The organism is Tumebacillus avium (assembly GCF_002162355.1).
Taxonomy (GTDB): Bacteria; Bacillota; Bacilli; order Tumebacillales; family Tumebacillaceae; genus Tumebacillus_A; species Tumebacillus_A avium.
Genome location: NZ_CP021434.1, coordinates 4,636,754 through 4,653,413, shown reverse-complemented (window position 1 = coordinate 4,653,413; position 16,660 = coordinate 4,636,754). Strand labels below are relative to the sequence as shown.

General features: G+C 57.3%; 17 protein-coding genes and 1 other annotated feature. Of the genes, 16 read left to right on the top strand and 1 reads right to left on the bottom strand.

Going from position 1 to position 16,660, the window contains the following annotated elements; all coding sequences use genetic code 11:
- Positions 1 to 2: 2 nt before the first annotated feature.
- The 10 genes from minD (at position 3) to CBW65_RS21530 (ending at position 8,069) form a co-directional block, all read left to right on the top strand.
- The gene (minD, locus tag CBW65_RS21575) at positions 3 to 800 is read left to right on the top strand and encodes a septum site-determining protein MinD (protein WP_087458621.1); all 798 of its coding nucleotides are present in this window, start codon (positions 3 to 5) and stop codon (positions 798 to 800) included.
- Positions 801 to 923: 123 nt separating this feature from the next.
- Complete coding sequence (locus CBW65_RS21570; RefSeq protein ID WP_087458620.1) at positions 924 to 1,823, top strand: M23 family metallopeptidase; 900 nt, start codon at positions 924 to 926, stop codon at positions 1,821 to 1,823.
- Positions 1,824 to 1,841: 18 nt separating this feature from the next.
- The gene (locus CBW65_RS21565; protein ID WP_087458619.1) at positions 1,842 to 2,741 is read left to right on the top strand and encodes a M50 family metallopeptidase; all 900 of its coding nucleotides are present in this window, start codon (positions 1,842 to 1,844) and stop codon (positions 2,739 to 2,741) included.
- Positions 2,742 to 2,823: 82 nt separating this feature from the next.
- Complete coding sequence (locus CBW65_RS21560; protein WP_087458618.1) at positions 2,824 to 4,512, top strand: Rne/Rng family ribonuclease; 1,689 nt, start codon at positions 2,824 to 2,826, stop codon at positions 4,510 to 4,512.
- Positions 4,513 to 4,588: 76 nt separating this feature from the next.
- Positions 4,589 to 4,663: a sequence feature (ribosomal protein L21 leader region), on the top strand.
- An 11-nt stretch (positions 4,664 to 4,674) separates the two neighbouring features.
- The gene (rplU, locus tag CBW65_RS21555; RefSeq protein WP_087458617.1) at positions 4,675 to 4,983 is read left to right on the top strand and encodes a 50S ribosomal protein L21; all 309 of its coding nucleotides are present in this window, start codon (positions 4,675 to 4,677) and stop codon (positions 4,981 to 4,983) included.
- 6 nt (positions 4,984 to 4,989) lie between these two features.
- Complete coding sequence (locus tag CBW65_RS21550; RefSeq protein WP_087458616.1) at positions 4,990 to 5,325, top strand: ribosomal-processing cysteine protease Prp; 336 nt, start codon at positions 4,990 to 4,992, stop codon at positions 5,323 to 5,325.
- A gap of 33 nt (positions 5,326 to 5,358) precedes the next feature.
- Positions 5,359 to 5,661 carry a 50S ribosomal protein L27 gene (rpmA, locus tag CBW65_RS21545; protein ID WP_087458615.1) on the top strand — a complete coding sequence of 101 codons (303 nt, stop codon included), beginning with the start codon at positions 5,359 to 5,361 and terminating at the stop codon, positions 5,659 to 5,661.
- A gap of 131 nt (positions 5,662 to 5,792) precedes the next feature.
- A complete protein-coding gene (locus CBW65_RS21540) occupies positions 5,793 to 6,386 on the top strand; it encodes a Spo0B domain-containing protein (RefSeq protein WP_087458614.1) in 594 nt (197 codons plus the stop codon).
- A gap of 15 nt (positions 6,387 to 6,401) precedes the next feature.
- Entirely contained in the window at positions 6,402 to 7,688 is a 1,287-nt protein-coding gene (gene obgE / locus CBW65_RS21535) for a GTPase ObgE (protein ID WP_087458613.1), read from the top strand.
- 6 nt (positions 7,689 to 7,694) lie between these two features.
- Positions 7,695 to 8,069, top strand: a complete 375-nt coding sequence (locus CBW65_RS21530) for a M67 family metallopeptidase (protein WP_087458612.1) — start codon at positions 7,695 to 7,697, stop codon at positions 8,067 to 8,069.
- A 46-nt stretch (positions 8,070 to 8,115) separates the two neighbouring features.
- Here the strand turns inward: CBW65_RS21530 and CBW65_RS21525 are convergent, their stop codons facing one another.
- Positions 8,116 to 8,907: a sulfite exporter TauE/SafE family protein gene (locus tag CBW65_RS21525; RefSeq protein WP_087458611.1), complete on the bottom strand. Its 792-nt coding sequence runs from the start codon at positions 8,905 to 8,907 to the stop codon at positions 8,116 to 8,118.
- A 126-nt stretch (positions 8,908 to 9,033) separates the two neighbouring features.
- Here CBW65_RS21525 and CBW65_RS21520 point away from each other — a divergent pair, with 126 nt between their 5' ends.
- The 6 genes from CBW65_RS21520 to CBW65_RS21495 all read left to right on the top strand — a co-directional run bounded on the left by CBW65_RS21520 (position 9,034) and on the right by CBW65_RS21495 (position 16,625).
- Positions 9,034 to 10,359 (top strand): MFS transporter, encoded by a 1,326-nt coding sequence (locus CBW65_RS21520; RefSeq protein ID WP_087458610.1) that lies wholly within the window; start codon positions 9,034 to 9,036, stop codon positions 10,357 to 10,359.
- A 201-nt stretch (positions 10,360 to 10,560) separates the two neighbouring features.
- Positions 10,561 to 11,607: a S66 family peptidase gene (locus tag CBW65_RS21515; protein WP_087458609.1), complete on the top strand. Its 1,047-nt coding sequence runs from the start codon at positions 10,561 to 10,563 to the stop codon at positions 11,605 to 11,607.
- Positions 11,608 to 11,694: 87 nt separating this feature from the next.
- The gene (locus tag CBW65_RS21510) at positions 11,695 to 13,314 is read left to right on the top strand and encodes an S-layer homology domain-containing protein (RefSeq protein WP_087458608.1); all 1,620 of its coding nucleotides are present in this window, start codon (positions 11,695 to 11,697) and stop codon (positions 13,312 to 13,314) included.
- Positions 13,315 to 13,388: 74 nt separating this feature from the next.
- On the top strand, positions 13,389 to 14,204 hold the full coding sequence (locus tag CBW65_RS21505) for a metallophosphoesterase (RefSeq protein WP_087458607.1): 816 nt from the start codon (positions 13,389 to 13,391) through the stop codon (positions 14,202 to 14,204).
- 268 nt (positions 14,205 to 14,472) lie between these two features.
- Entirely contained in the window at positions 14,473 to 15,525 is a 1,053-nt protein-coding gene (locus tag CBW65_RS21500; RefSeq protein WP_157722116.1) for a GspE/PulE family protein, read from the top strand.
- A gap of 74 nt (positions 15,526 to 15,599) precedes the next feature.
- Positions 15,600 to 16,625, top strand: coding sequence for a type II secretion system F family protein (locus CBW65_RS21495; RefSeq protein WP_198299686.1), 1,026 nt, complete (start codon positions 15,600 to 15,602; stop codon positions 16,623 to 16,625).
- The last annotated feature ends 35 nt before the right edge of the window (positions 16,626 to 16,660 follow it).

Below are 16,660 nucleotides of genomic sequence, written 5' to 3'. Positions count from 1 at the left end.
GAGTGGGAGAGGCAATTGTAATTACATCGGGGAAAGGAGGCGTGGGCAAAACCACGTCCTCCGCAAACATCGGTACAGCCTTAGCGCTGTCGGGCAAGAAAGTATGCATGGTCGACACCGACATCGGCCTGCGCAACTTGGACGTTGTCATGGGGCTTGAGAACCGCATCATTTTTGACATCGTCGATGTTGTCACCAAACAATGCCGCCTCGAGCAAGCGTTGATCAAAGACAAGCGTTTTGACCACTTGTATCTGCTGCCAGCTTCGCAGACCAAAGACAAGACGTCCTTGACCCCGGAATCGGTCAAGACGGTCGTCGAAGGCTTGAAAGAGCAGTTTGACTACGTGATCATCGACTGCCCGGCCGGCATCGAACAAGGATTTAAGATTGCGATCTCCGGGGCGGACAAGGCGATCGTCGTCACCAACCCGGAAGCTGCTGCTGTGCGCGACGCCGACCGCGTGATCGGGCTTTTGGAAGCGGCCAAGCTCAACCAGCCGAAGCTGGTCGTCAACCGGATTCGTCCGCATATGGTGGAAGACGGTTCAATGCTCGATCTCGATGAGATCGTGGCGCTGCTCGCCATCGACCTGCTCGGAGTCGTGCCGGACGATGACGGCGTCATCAAGGGCTCGAACGCCGGCGAACCGGTCGTGATGAACCCGAACGCCAAGGCGGGCATGGCCTACCGCAACATCGCCCGCCGCATCCTCGGCGATTCGGTGCCGCTGATGAACCTGCAGGATGAGATCGGATTTTTCGGCAAGGTCAAGCGCATGATTGGCCTTGGCAAATAAAGCAAGTACTTATACCCCAAGCGAGTCTGTCAATCGGCAGGCTCGCTTTTTCGATTTCATAAACTCGTCCTGCGACTCATATGATGAGAGAGAAATGCATGTGGACGAGGGGGTACATCGACGATGATCAAATGGGATTTTTGGAAGAAGAAACGATACGATGAGATTGAAACGGTGCCTTGGCGTCAAGGATTTGACCGATATGCAGATACCACCCGCTCTTCGCTGTTTTCGGCGGGGGATGACGATTGGGATGTCACGACGGCCAAGCCGGAATTTTCCTCCCATCCGAGCAACAACCCGCGCAGCTATGAAGACTTTTTGCGGGCGCGTGGTCATCAGCACCCGCGGGCGTACGACAGCGGCGGTACGGCTTATGGCGGCTACAGCGGCAACGGGCGGCGGTTTTATGAGGAAGAGGACGAGCCCGGCATCTCCGGACATCGCGCGATGCAGGTGCTCGGCGCCATCGCGCTGACCGCCGTGCTGTATTTCACTTTCCAAAGCCAAGCGCCGATCGCGCAAAAAGTACAAGCGTTTGCGACGCACTCGCTGACGCAAGACACCGACCTTACGGCGATCTCTTCGTGGTGGCAGCAAAATGTGTCGGACAGCCTGGCGCTCCCGGCGAGCACGACGCCGCAAGCGGAAGCGCCGCAGTTTGTGCTGCCGGTGACCGGCACGATCAAGACTCCGTTTGACGGCGCACAGCAGCAAGGGGTGACCTTCCAGACGGAGCTTGGCGCCGAGGTGAAAGCGGCGGCGAAAGGCATCGTGGAGAAAGTGGAGAAGGAAGAAGGCAGCGAAGACTACACCGTCACCGTTTCGCATGGCACGGCGGGCAAAACGATCTACCGCCACCTCGTGACTGTCGACGTTAAACAGGACGCATGGCTGGAGACCGGGCAGAAGATCGGCGGCTTGACGCAAAAAGGCGAGTATGGCACCTTGTTTTTCGCCTATCAGGTCGATGACAAATTCCTCAACCCGGCTGACATCTTGAAGCTTCCCGCTGCGAATTAGAACGCAGGTGCGAACGTGATGAACCTCAGCAAGTTTTGGCCGTTTGGCATGAAAGTCAGGATTCATCCGCTGTTCTTGCTGCTCTGTGTGGCTGCCGTTGCATCGGGGATGCTGGTGGAAATGCTCGTGCTGTTTACAATCGTCATCATCCACGAGTTGGGGCACGTCTTTGTCGCCACCTCCTACGGCTACAAAATTCGCGAGATGGTGATCCTGCCCTTTGGCGGCGTGGCCAAGCTGGAGCATGGCGCGATGGGGTGGAATCCGAGGCACGAAGTGGCGATCGCCATCGCAGGTCCGCTGAACAACCTGCTGATGATTCTGGTCGCCGTTCTGCTGCACGCAGCCGGGCTGTGGTCGGAGTGGCTGACCGAGTTTTTTATCAAAGGCAACCTGATGATCGGCTTTTTCAATCTGCTGCCCGCCTTGCCGCTGGACGGAGGGCGCATTCTGCGCGCCGCCGCGTCCCGGGAGCAGGGGTACCGCGCGGCTACGGAGGTGTCGATTCGCATGTCCTTTGGGATGGGGGCGCTCTTGGTCATCGTGGGGCTCGTGTCGCTGTGGGTCGGCTACTTTAATGTCGGCTTTTTGACGCTTGGCGCCTTTCTGCTGCTCTCTGCGTGGGAGTTAAAGAAGCAGATGCGCGTCGACGTGATCCGTTTTCTCGATGCCAAGCGGCGGGAGCAGCGCAAAGAGCCGCAGCAAGTGCGGTCGCTCGCGGTGCCGGACACGATGAAGGTGCGCGAGGTGATCGAACGCTTCGCTCCGGACGCTTATCACATGATCTACGTGCTGGATGTACAAAAAAATGTGACCGCTGTTTTAGCGGAGGATGATTTGGTGCATAGTGTCTTTGAAGAGAATGGCATGCGGATGACGTTGCGCCAACTGGCAGAGCGGCGCAAACCGTCCGCTTGATGGCAACGGAAGAGGAATTCGGTGCGTGCTGTCGAAAGGTAAGCCGTTAGAATCCTGCAATTGGCAAAGGGAGGGTGTGCAGATGCGCAAACAAATCCTCGTTTCAACCGATCATCGTGAATTGCGCGTGGCCATCCTGGAAGACGGCCGCACAGTGGAATATTATTTGGAGCGCAGCAACGGGGAAGGCGTCGTCGGCAATATTTACAGAGGCCGCGTAGCCAATGTCCTGCCGGGCATGCAGGCGGCGTTTGTCGATATCGGGATCGAGAAGAACGCCTTTCTCTACATAGATGACGCCTTGTCGCTCTTGCCGGGCGAAACGCCGCCGGAGACCAAGCCGAAGATCAATGAACTGCTCCGCGAAGGGCAGGAGATCGTCGTACAGGTCAGCAAAGAGGCGGTCGGCAGCAAAGGCGCCAGGGTGACGACCAACCTGTCCTTGCCGGGCCGCATCCTGGTGATGATGCCGGGACAGCCGTATGTCGGCGTGTCGCGCCGGATCGAAAATGAAGCGGAGCGCGATCGGATCAAGGAGATCGCCGAGCGCATCCGCGATGAAGATACGGGCGTGATCGTGCGCACCGCAGCGGAAGGCGCAGAAGCATCCGTTTTTGAAAATGACTATACGTTCTTGAAAGCGCAGTGGCAGCGCGTGCAGAAACAGTCGAAAAGCGTGAAGGTGCCCGGCGTGGTCTACCGCGACCTCGACTTGCTCAGCCGCTCCGTGCGCGACTTTTTTACCGACGATGTGGACGAGTTTGTCGTCGACACGGCGGAGGCGTACGAGACGGTGCGCGAACTGCTGCAATACGGCTCCAAGCATCTGCAGGAGCGCGTCAAGCTGTACAAGGACAAAGAGAACCTGTTCTCCGCCCACCGCATCGACCAGGATCTCGAAAAAGCATTAAAGCGCAAAGTCTGGCTCAAGTCGGGCGGCTTCATGGTGATCGACCAGACGGAGGCGCTGACGGCGATCGACATCAACACCGGCAAGTTCGTCGGCACGACGTCGCTTGAGGAGACGGTGCTGAAGACCAACATTGAAGCGGCCCGCGAACTGGTGCGTCAGGTCCGCCTGCGCGACCTGGGTGGGATTATCATCATCGACTTTATCGACATGCGTGATCCGGCGAACAAGCAACTGGTGCTGGAAGAGCTGGAGACCCAGTTGAAAAAGGACCGCACTCGCGCCCATGTGCTGGGCATGACGCAGCTCGGCCTGATCGAGATGACCCGCAAAAAAGTGCGCCAGTCGCTCGATGAAGTGGTGATGCGCCCCTGCCACTACTGCGAAGGGAAAGGCAAAGTCTTCTCCGAAGAGACGATGGCCGCCCGCATCGAGCGCGAACTGCTGGAGTACCTCGCCACGCAGGAGCACGCGGCGGTGCTGATCGAATGCCACCCGCTGGTGGCGGCGCAGCTGATCGGTCCGGGCGGGCAGAACCTGCAGCGCCTGGAGCGGGAGACGAAAAAGCGCATCTTCATCAAAGGGCGCGAGAGCCTGCACATGGCCGAACACCGCATTCTCTGGGCGGGCACGGTCGCCGAGGTCGAGATGAGAGCGCTGCCGGTGCAGATCGGACAAGTCCTCGAAGTGCGGATCGACGAGCCGCACGCGCACAACACGCGGGACGGCATCGCCCGGCTGGAAGGCTATGTGCTCGATGTGCAAAACGCCGGCATGCATGTCGGTGAAACGGTGCTGATCAAAATTGCGCAGGTGTTTCGCACCTATGCCAAAGCAAATATCGTGCAACGACCCAACTAAATCGCTTCGTTGACATCGCGCTGCTGACTATGATACTATACGTTAGTAGCGTGATGTTCTGTAGTTTTATAGTTCGTGCACGCTGTAACCACATAGTCCGGGTTCGAAACGTCCTTGTGACTACCTAGGAGTAGTGAGTCTGAGTAATAGGAGGTGCACATAATGTACGCAATCGTTAAGACTGGCGGCAAGCAGTACAAGGTAGCAGAAGGCGACGTGATCTTCGTTGAGAAGCTCGACGTTGAAGGCGAAGCTGTTACTTTTGACGAAGTTCTCCTCGTTTCCAAGGAAGGCGGCGTAGTAGTTGGTTCCCCGGCTGTAGCTGGCGCAACCGTTTCTGCGAAAGTCCTGAAGCATGGCAAAGCGAAGAAGATCATCGTTTTCAAGTACAAGTCTAAGAAAAACTACCGTCGTAAGCAAGGTCATCGTCAACCGTATACCCAAGTTCAAATCGAAAAGATCAACGCGTAATCTCGCATGATCCGCTCGGTTATTTGGCGTGACGATCAGCGCAGGATACGGAAATTTTCTGTTCGTGGACATGCAGGCGCAGCCGACCACGGTTATGATATCGTGTGTGCTGCCGTCTCGATTTTGGTCACGAATGCGATCAACTCGTCGGAGCAATTGCTTGGCGTAGTCGTCGCAACAGACGACGAGATCGCCTCTGGTGATGTCGTATGCGAAGTGCCTGCACTGGATGGCGTGGAGAATGAAAAGCTCCAATTGCTTATGGAATCTATGTCCTTTGGAATTCGTCAAGTCGCGGATGCATATCCGGACTTTGTGAAATTTACCGAGAAGTCCCGTTAAGGGCACAATCCACAGTATCGGAGGTGGAATGAAATGATTAAATTGAACCTTCAGCTGTTCGCGTCCAAGAAGGGGGTAGGTTCCTCCAAAAACGGTCGTGACTCCATCTCGAAGCGTCTGGGCGTTAAGCGTGCAGACGGTCAGGTAGTTACCGCTGGTTCGATCCTGGTTCGCCAACGCGGCACCAAGATCTACCCGGGCCTGAACGTCGGTATCGGCGGCGACGATACGCTGTTTGCTAAAGTTGAGGGCCGTGTTGCTTTCGAGCGCATGGGTCGCGACAAGAAGAAAGTCAGCGTATACCCGGTCGTGGTTGCAGAAGCTGTTGAAGCGTAAGAGCTTTTGCGAAAAGCGATTCTCCCTCGCGGAGAGTCGCTTTTTTTATAGCATAGACCACAGGAATTCTTTTCCGGTTGTCGAAGTGTATGAGGCTAAGGCAATGATGTGACCATGGTGGAAGAAAGGACATGAGTATGAATCAAAACCTTCCTTCGGAGCAAACTAACGTACTGGAAATTCGTCGATTGATGGAAGACAGTCTGGACGTGTTGCGCACGTACCGGCATGATTTGATGAATCAGGTGCAACTGCTTCACGCCTATTCCCAGATGAAAAAGTTTGATCGACTGCAAGAGCCGATTCAAAACTTGATCGCCGAAGCCCAGCGGCACACCGAAATGTCGGCGATTGCCAGCCCGATGATCTCGTATGTGGTGCTGACGCGCGACATTTGCTACCAGATGTTGCATTTGCACGCCTCATATGAACAATTAGAAACGCCGTCCTTGCCAGCTGAGAGCCGGGCTGCGCAGGTGCTGTTCGACTTGCTCGACACGGTCGGCAAGCATTCGATGACCTTGCTGGAACCTTTGCGAATGGATGTATGGATTGTCGCATTCGGTCAAGGCTATGAGATAGGATGGTTTCTCGACAGCGCCGGAGACAGCGAGCCCGATTTTTCCGCGTGGGCAGAGAAATGGATGCAGCAGGGAATCGAGTTTAAACAGCTTCAGGAGGAAGACGGAATCGAATATTCGATTCGCTTTCAAGCGCAGGAATAGACTGAGGTGACTGAGATGTTTGTAGATACCGCGAGAGTTTACGTAAAAGGCGGCGACGGAGGGAACGGCATCGTTTCCTTCCGCCGCGAGAAATATGTTCCGGAAGGCGGTCCGGCCGGCGGTGACGGCGGCAAGGGCGGCGATGTGGTCTTGGTGGTCGACGAAGGGCTTCGCACCCTGCTCGACTTTAAGTACAAGCGCCACTTCAAGGCGGAGCGCGGCGAATATGGAAAAACGAGCAACAAGCACGGTTCCAACGCCGAAAACATGTACATAAAAGTTCCGCCGGGCACCGTCATCACCGATGCGGATTCCAATGAATTTCTGGGCGAACTGATCGAGCATGGTCAAAGGCTCGTTATCGCCCGCGGCGGCCGGGGCGGTCGCGGCAACTCCCGCTTTGCCACGATGTATAACAAGGCGCCGGAGATTGCGGAAAAAGGCGAGCCGGGCCAGGAGCGCTACATCAACCTCGAGTTGAAGCTGCTCGCAGACGTCGGTCTGCTTGGTCTGCCCAGCGTCGGCAAATCGACGCTGATCTCTACCGTTTCGGCTGCCAAGCCGAAGATCGCCGCGTACCACTTCACAACGATCACCCCGAACTTGGGTGTGGTTGACGCAGGCGACGGCCGCACGTTTGTCATGGCCGACTTGCCCGGTCTGATCGAAGGGGCGAGCCAAGGCAGCGGCTTGGGCCACCAGTTCCTGCGCCACATCGAGCGCACCCGCGTTATCGTCCACGTCGTCGACATGGGCGGCACCGAAGGGCGCGACCCGTACGAGGACTTTGTGACGATCAACCGCGAACTGGAACTGTACAACGACCGTCTGGCAGCCCGTCCGATGCTGATCGCTGCCAACAAGATGGACGTTCCGGAAGCGGAAGAGAACTTGCAAAAGTTCCGCGAGCAGGTCGGGGACAACTACCCGATCTTCCCGATTTCCGGCGTGACCCGTGAGGGTCTGCGCGAACTGGTCTATGCGGTGGCCGACGCTTTGGATGCGGCGCTGCAACTGGATACGCAGCTCGAAGAGGTCGAAGAGACGCCGGACCGCAAGATCTACCGTCTGGAAGACGATGCGGACAAATTCTGGATCACCCGCGACAACGACGCTTATGTCGTCAATGGCGAGTGGATTGAAAAGCTGTGCGTGATGACCAACTTCACTCAATACGACTCGGTCAAACGCTTCCAGCGCATCATGAAACAAAAAGGCGTCGATTCGGCACTGCGCAAAAAAGGTGCAGTTGAAGGCGACACCATCCGCATCGGCGAGTACGAATTCGATTTTGCCGAGTAGTCCTTCATGCTGCAGGTGACGGAGGAACTGGTCGCACAGACCATCGCCGATCTGCAAGACTGCCTGCCGCAGGAAGGGGTCGGGCTCTGGAGCGGGCAAGGGGACGAGGTGCTGCATTGGCGCCCTTTGCGCAATGTGGCAGCCGACCCGCTGACCGGCTATCTCGTGCAGCCGCAGGAATGGCTGGATGCGCTGGCTGAGACGAGCGCGTCCGGTCTGACGCCTCTGGCGCTGGTGCATTCCCATCCCACAGCCGCCGCCGTTCCTTCCGCCCGCGACTTGCGGGAGTGGATGTACCTGGAACTGTGGTGTGTGATCGTTTCGTTTCAAGATGAACAGCCTGTCTGGCAGGCGTGTCAAATAAAGAGGACGGCTCCTTGAGCCGTCCTCTTTCTGTCTGTTCTAGGGTGTAGATCATTCGACATATCTATTTTGTAATCAGGCGAATTGCCACGATGATCAGCATCGCTGACAAAATGCGCAAGATCGTCTGAGCCAGCAGTTTCGGAGCCAGCCGTGCGCCGATCAGTCCGCCGACAAAAGCGCCGGGCGCTAAGAACAGCACTTTCATCCAGTCGATGTTGTCCAGGTACCAGTGCGTGCTGGTACCGATGATCGCCGACAAGAAGATCGTGAACATCGAGGTTGCCGTCGCGATGTGCGGAGGGAAGGCGAACAGGATTGCCATCATCGGCACGAGGATGCTCCCGCCGCCGATGCCCAGCAGGCTGGAGATGAAACCGACCACAAACGAGATGATGATTCCGAGAGGACGGTGATACGAATACTCAAACTCCGTGCCGGATGCGTCGACGAATTTGCGGTGCACAGTGGGTTCGAGCGGCAAGCGAACCGGTTTTTTCGGCTTGAAGACGAGAAACAGCGAGATGAAGATCAGGAAACAGCCGAAGCCGACAAAAAACGTTTTGCTCGCCATGCCTTCTGCGATAAACGCCCCGATGATCGAACCGGGGATGCTGGCGGCGGCAAAGGAGATGCCAGCGGCAAAGTCGATGCGCTTTTGGCGGGCATAGGTGATCGTGCTGGAGATCGAGTTGAAGAACAGCACGGCCATCGACGTGCCGACGATGTGAGCAGGCACCATCGTGTATAAAAAGGAGATCACAGGCACGACAATAAATCCGCCGCCGAGTCCTACGATCGAGCCGGTCACCCCGGCTAAAACACCAGTGAAAAACAAAAGGAGTGCATCGATCATGATTGTAAGAAAACACCTCCGTAAGACCCTTGTTGGTATGTATTGGACAGTTCCGCTTCATTGTACCGCAAGAAAACGGTTCTTCCCACTAAAACTATAACGATCCTTAAAGGAGGCTCTCTTTGTATGCGTCCCAACTGGTTCAGTTCGGCGCTTGAGAGGCGTAATTTTGCCATGCTTACGCTTGACGGCGCGCTGTATAACGCCGCCCTTACCATCCTCGATGCCACGATTTTAATCCCCTTGTTCCTCGAACACGTCGGCGGCTCGCCGATGCTGATCGGACTGTCGATCGCCATTCGCCAACTGGGATTCATCTTGCCGCAGATCTTCATGGCGCAGTGGATGTCCCGGATCCCCCGTTTGGACCGCTTCGTCTTTTGGACCTATCTGATCTGCCGCTTTGCTTTCCTCTTCCTGCCGTTTGTTCTGCTCCAAACCCCTTCCTCGCAAGCTGTGCTGCTCACGTTTTTCATCGGGTATACGTTGTTTTCGCTGGGCGAAGGCATTATCCAAGTGCCTTGGATGGACCTGTTTGGCCGCACGATACGCACGGAGAACCACGGACGGCTGTTTGGGCTGATGCAGTCGCTGGGCGCGGTTGGCTCGTTTGGCTGCGGGCTGGTCATCCAGCAGGTGATGGCTCATCCGGAGCGCTACCCGTATCCGGGCAACTTTCTGATCTTCTTTTCCCTAGCCTTTGCTGTGCTGTTCCTCTCCACACTTTCCTTCCTCTGTGTCAAAGACCGGCCGCGCCGCAAGGTCAGCGCGCCAGAATCCTCCTGGTCGGCCACCCTGCGCGGTTTGCCGCGCGCGTGGAAGCGCAACCGCGCGTTTCGAACGCTGTTGATCGTGCAAACGCTGGTCGGGATGCACCAGTTGGTGATGCCGTTCTACATTTTGTATGTGCAAGGCTTGCCAGGGATCGGCTTGTCTTTTATCGGGACGCTGGTCATGGCGCAAGTGGTCGGCGGGATTCTCTCCGGCCTGTTGATCGGCTGGTTTTCCGCGCAGTACGGCAACCGCAAAGCGATTCAGTTCACCGCGCTGATCAATGTCCTCGTGCCGATCTTGATCCTGCTCGCCGGGATGGGCAAGACGGCGGAGCAGGTGCGCGCCTACGTGCTGCTGGCATTTGTGATGCTGGGGGTCGTCGGTGGGAGTTGGATTGGGTTTACCAATTATCTGTTGGAGATCTGTACGGATGAGACGAGGGGACGCTTTGTGGCGTATCTCAACATGTGCAGCGCACCGGTGGCGGTGCTCCCGGTCTTTTCGGCCGGTCTGACCGTGATCTTTTCCTATCCATCGTTGTTTGTGTTCGTGCTGATCCTCTTGCTCGTCGCCTTCCTCTGGTCGTTCCGTTTGCCGCCGGCGTCTACCACCACTCGGTATCGTCGGGGTGATCGGGCGGCTCGACCGGATCGGCAAACCAACGCCGCTCCACAGTAATCCAGGCGAACAGGATGATCAATGCGATCCACAGACCATGCAGCAACATTCGCATGCGTGCACCTTCTTTCGTAACAATCCAAGATTAGTGTAAGCCGATTCACTCCCCGGCATGTAAAACCAATGATCTGAGGCTATTGTGACAGAAAAATGTTACAATTATGCCAAAGAAATCATTGATTGCCGGAAAGGAAGAAGGAGATGACCCAAAAAATCCGCTATCCCAAGCCGTTGCCTGCTGGCGGACGGATCGCTGTCAATGCGCCGTCCTCCGGGGTGACGCTCGATTGGAAAGAGTTTATGGAGCAGGCCAAGCGCAATGTCGAAGCGGCAGGCTATGACGTGCAGATCAGCGACATGGTGTGGAGCAACGTTCAGTTGACCTCAGCTCCAAAAGAAGCGCGGGCCGAAGAGATGCAGCGCCTGTTGCTCGACCCGAACGTGCAGGCGGTGGTGCCGGTGTGGGGCGGGGAGTTTTTATTTGAGATTTTGCCGCTGCTCGATTGGGAGCTGTTGCGGCAGGCAGACCCGAAATGGGTGCTCGGCTACTCCGATCTGACGACATTTTGCTTCGTGTACACGCTATTGACCGGGCATGCGACGGCGCACGGCAACAACTTTTTCGATCTGGGCACGACACCGTGGGATGAGTTGACCAGGCGCTGGGTGGATGCGCTGGCCACACCGGAGGGCGGACAGATCGTGCAGCATTCGTCCGAACGCTACCAAAAACACTGGTCGCGCAAGTTGCCGTCCGACCCGTTTGCTCTGACCGAACAGACAGAATGGAAATGTCTCGGTGCTGAGCAGCAACCGCAAACGGCGGTGGAGTTCTCCGGCCGGCTGCTCGGCGGCTGCTGGGAGATCCTGCGTTCGCTGGTTGGCACCCCGTATGCGCCGGTACAAGAGTTTGTCCGCGAGTATTGCCGGGAAGAAGGAGTGATCTGGTATCTGGAAAGCTCGGAGATCAATGCGGCTGAGATGTACCGCAGCCTGTGGCAGATGAAAGAAGCCGGCTGGTTCACAGGGGCCAAGGGCTTTCTGATCGGACGGGCGCGGGGCAATATCGACGTGGCCGATTTCAGCTATCAAGATGCGCTGCACCGGGCGCTTGGCGATCTGCAGGTGCCGGTGATCTATGATGCGGACATCGGGCATATGCCACCGCAGATGATCTTCGTCAACGGCGCGATGGCCCGGGTGTCTGTGCAGAACGGCAAAGGGACAGTTGGGATGGAATATCGTTAATTTTGTTTTTCTTGGCTGTTTTGAAATGATTTGGAAAAATTCTGCGTCTAACTCTATTAGAGAGAGATTACGAGAGGAGACTGGCAGATGACCAAATGGGGGAAAGCGGCGCTGGCAGCCGTGCTGTTGCTGGGGACGGCAACACCGGCATGGGCTGCTGAGGAAACGCCATGGGTAGAAAAAGCGCAACATCGAGGGCTGATGTTTGGAGATACAAACGGGAACTTTCACGAACTGGACGCGCTGACCCGGCGGGAGGCGGCGATGATCGTCGCCAATCTGCTCCATGCGATCCCGCTGACGATGAAGACCAAGCCGTCTTTTTCCGATGTAAAGATGGGGGACTGGGCGTACGGCGCCATCGAAGCGCTGGCCGATGCAGAGATTTTGCGCGGCGATGAGCAAGGGCGCTTCCACCCGGATCGGCCGATTACCCGGCAGGAGATGGCGGTGTTGCTGGTCAAGGCGACCGGGGTCGGCACGGAAGGCGAAACGGCCGATTTTGCCGATGAAGAGACGATCGCTGTGTGGGCACAGTCTTTTGCGCATCGTGCGGCTGGTCTCGGATTGATCGACCTCGCGGGCGAGCATTTCAAGCCGCACAATCCGGTCATTCGCCGAGACGCGGCGAAGATGATGGTCAAAACGATGGACGTTCACGCGGCACACCAGTCGCAAATCGCAGGTGTCTGGCAAACGATCATGACACAGACCGGAGCCATTCGCGACAAGAACCTGCAGGCCTACCTTGGCACTCTTGACCCTGCCCATCAAGAGTTTATCGCCGAGCGCAAAAACTGGTTCCTTGACCTGACCGCCCATGCGGAGCTGATCGAGGAGTTCGACTTGAAGCCGATCGACGTGGTCAGGCTGGATGACCAGACGGTGCTCGTCAAGTTCGAACAATCCTACACCATGAACGGCGAACCGTACCAGATCACCTACCAGGAGCGGTTTATCAAAACGGAAAACGGGATGCTCGACAGCGATCTCAATTTTGAAACGCTGGAAACGGAGCATTACTCGATCAAATACCTGCGCCCCGACCGTGAAGTCGCTGAAAAAATCGCCGTGGATGCAGAACTCGCCTACGACCAGCTGATGGAGCAGCTTGAAGACAAGCGCCTTGGCAAAAAGACGACGATCAAGCTGTATGACGACTTGGAGCTGCTGCGCCAGTCGGTCAAGCTGTCCTTTGGCTGGCGGTTCTCGGGCTGGTACGAATACTCCGAGTCGATCAAAGCGAATTCCCTGAGGGGGAGCGCCGCCAACTACTCCATCATCATCGGCCACGAGACGACACATGAGATCACCATCGCCATCGCAAACAACAACCTGCCCTACTGGTACGCGGAAGGGCTCGCCGTGCACTATTCCGGACAGCAGACAGCGCCGTGGGACGGCACGCTTCTCTCCCTGCCGGAGTTGGAAGCGAAAAATCTTGAAACGATGACCGCTGGCGTTGACGTCCAGCAATACTATACGGTCTGCGGGATGGTCGTCCGCTTCCTCTCCGAGACCTATGGAGCAGACAAGGTCAAGGCGCTGACCGCAGAGCTTGGCACGTTCCCGTTTGGTGCAGGCACGATCGCCGTCCGCGATGCGGAAAACAAACAGAAGTTCCACACAGCCGCCCCGAAGGTGCTTGGCGTGAGCATGGAAGAGCTCAATACCTCCTGGCTCGCGTGGCTGAAAGCGCTGGAGTGAGGAAAACCTAACAAGCGAAGGAGCCGTGCAGCCGTTGCAGGGCTCCTGCTTGTCTGAAGAAAGGAACGTTGGACATGACCATTTGGATCATCCTCCTGCTCGTTTTGCTGGCACTGGCGCTGCTGGTGCTCGGAGCTGTGATCTTTGAGACCTTCTTCCCGAAAATTGAAACGGCTGAACTGGCGTGCAGCGGGTTGGCGGAGGGACAGGAACTGCGCATTCTGCAGGTGTCAGATCTGCATAACATGCGCTTGAGCGACGATTATCTGGCACGGGTCAAAGCGACGCGTCCCGATCTGGTGGCGATCACCGGAGATCTGATCAACGGAACAGAGCCACATTTTGACCGGGTGTACCGCGTTATCGAAAAGCTGCGGGAAGCCTGCCCGCATCTGTATTTCGTGTCGGGCAATAACGACTGGGAGCATAAACGCTACAGGGAAATGGCAGAGGGTCTGCGCAGGCGGGATGTGAACGTGCTGGGCAACGGGAGTGCCCAACTGACGATCCGGGACATCGAGATAACCATCGTGGGCGTGGACGATCCGCATACGAAGCGGGACCGCATGGTCGAGGCGTTTCAGGGCGTGGCAGCAGGGGAGCGGTTCACGCTGCTGCTCGCGCATGATCCGATGATCATCCGCAAAGCGCAGGCGTTTCAGGCGGACTTGATCTTGTCAGGACATACGCACGGAGGGCAGGTGCGCTTCCCGCTGATCGGAGCGGTGGTCGCGCCGGGACAAGGGTATTTTCCAAAGTATGACAAAGGGATTTTTCAGCTGGCGGAGGGGACGGTCTTGTACATCGACAGCGGGTTGGGAACGAGCGGAATTCCGATTCGCTTTCTCAATCGGAGCAGAGTCAGCGTCCTGACGGTGAAAGGGCAGTAAGGAGAGGGTAGGAGCAGGCAGATGTTGCCGAGGCTCCTACCCTTTTCTGTTCCGGTGGTAGGATTCCTGCTAATTTCGCGAAAATTATTTCAAAACTTGCCAGTGCCAGACCTCCGAATGCCGCTTGTGACGGCTCATCAACGGTCTCTAATTTCCATTTCAGTAAAATTGTATTCCGAAAAACTCTTTATTCACGTGAAAGGTTAGTGGTAAAACAGTTGTCAGGATGCGCATCCGTCAAACCAGACAAAAGGAGTTCATGCAAAACATGAATCACGATCAAGAAGTCACGACAGACCGCTTGGAGCAATTGCTTGGCCTGGCTTATCGAGAAGGGGCAAGCGATGTGCACATCGAGCCGGGAGCGGACGGCGGCTGTCAAGTGCGGGTGCGAGTGAACGGGAAATTGGAGCGGTGGGATGCTCTGGACGGGACTTTGGAGCAGATGGTATCGAGAATCAAACTCAAGGCGCGGATGGACATCGCGGAAAAACGGCTGCCGCAAGACGGCAGTTTTCAAGTGCAGGCGGCAGACGGCGAGGCGTTTGACGTGCGCGTCTCGTCGCTTCCGACGGTGCATGGCGAAAAGCTCGCCCTGCGGCTTTTGCAAAACCGGGCCCGGCGCAGTCTGAACGAGCTGGGCATGGACCCGAGACAGCGCAGGCTGTTTAACTCGTGGATCGAAGCGCGTCACGGCATGGTGCTGGTCACCGGTCCGACCGGATCAGGCAAGACCACCACACTCTATGCGGCGATGCAAGAGCGGGCCGCGACGGGCTTGAACTTGTCCAGTCTGGAAAATCCGGTCGAGGTCAAACTCCCCGGCATCAACCAAGTCGAGATCTCGCCGCGCACGGGGCTGTCCTTTGGCGTGGCTTTGCGATCGGTGCTGCGGCAGGACCCCGATGTGCTGATGATCGGCGAAATTCGCGATGAAGAATCGGCTGAGGTGGCAGCAAGGGCTGCGCTGACCGGGCATCTGGTGCTGACGTCGCTGCACAGCGAAAGTGCGGTCAGCGCGCTTCTGCGCCTGATCGACTTAGGGGTGCCGCCGCAAGTCGTGGCGACCGCCTTGCGCGGCGTGATCGGCCAGCGCCTCGTCGAGACCAGCACCGGGCGCAAAGCGGTATTCGAATGCCTGCCGATGACCGAGTCGATCCGCCAAGCCCTGTACCAAAAGGCGGACGCGCGGGAACTGACCCTGCGTGCAAAAAAAGATGGCGTTCGCTTGCTGCCCGATGTGCTCAGCGACTGGCTGGATCGAGGTGAGGTCGACGAAGAGACATTCGACAGGATCATCGGCGAGCGGGGGCTCTCATGACCAAGCGGCTTGACGCTGCGTGGAACGCTTTGGCCAGTCGGCTTAGAGCGGGTGATCGGCGAACCGGGGCTGTCATGAGAAAACGGCTCGATGTCGCTGCTTGGGGCGCTTTTGCCGGGCGGCTGGCACGACTGTTGGACGGTGGTGTGCCGCTGCTGGAAGCGCTGGCCTTTCTGGCGGTGCGCAGCAGCGCCAAAGAGCGTACCTGGCTCCAAGAGCTACAGGTGCGCCTGCAGGAGGGCCATCCGCTATCCGACTCTTTAAAACGGGGAGATGCGCCGCTGATGATGCAGGCGCTGGTCGAAGTTGGCGAACATGGCGGCGACCTGGCCGGCAGTTTGTTCCGTTCGGCCGACTACTGCACCGAGCAGGTCAAGTGGCGCCGGGAGCGGAGGCAGGCCATGCTGTACCCCTTGCTGGTCGGAGCGGTGTTGCTCCTGCTCTCCCTGTTTTTATTCAGCGTTGTCGTGCCCCGGTTTGCCGCGCTGTATGCCGGCATGGGGCTGGAAGTGCGGGGAGCGACCCGGGTGCTTTTTGGCATGATTGATCTGTTTCCGACCCTGCTGGGAGCCGCGCTTGCCAGCGGCGGTGCCGGCATGGTGTGGAAGAGGAGCAGAAAGAGGGGAAAGGGCACTTATTCCGTGTTAAACAGGCTACGGAAAGTGCCTTTTCTGCGCCGTCTGCTGCTCGTCGAGCGCACGCACGAATGGGTGGCGACGCTTGGTCTCCTCCTCGACGGCGGGGTACCGCTGCTGCAGGCGTTGCAGGTGCAGGAGCGGCTTCCGCTGCGCGAAGAGAACCGCACCGCCTGTGTGCGAATTCGCGAAAAAGTGCTGCTGGGCAGCCCGCTCGGCGAAGCGATCGCAGGCGAGCAACTGGATGCCGCGCTGCCGCTCGCGATCGGAGTGGCGGAAGTGACGGGAGACTTGTCCCGCGCGCTCTTGGCGGTCGAACGCGAGCTGGCCGAGCAGCGCAAGCAGATGATGAGCCTGTTGATCAAAGGGCTGGAGCCGATTCTGATCTTGATCGCCGGTCTGTTCGTCGGATTGGTGGCCTTGTTGATGATGTGGCCGATGCTCGACCTGATTCAAACGATTTAACGGCAAGTTCATACACAATTTCATAAACGAGAGGA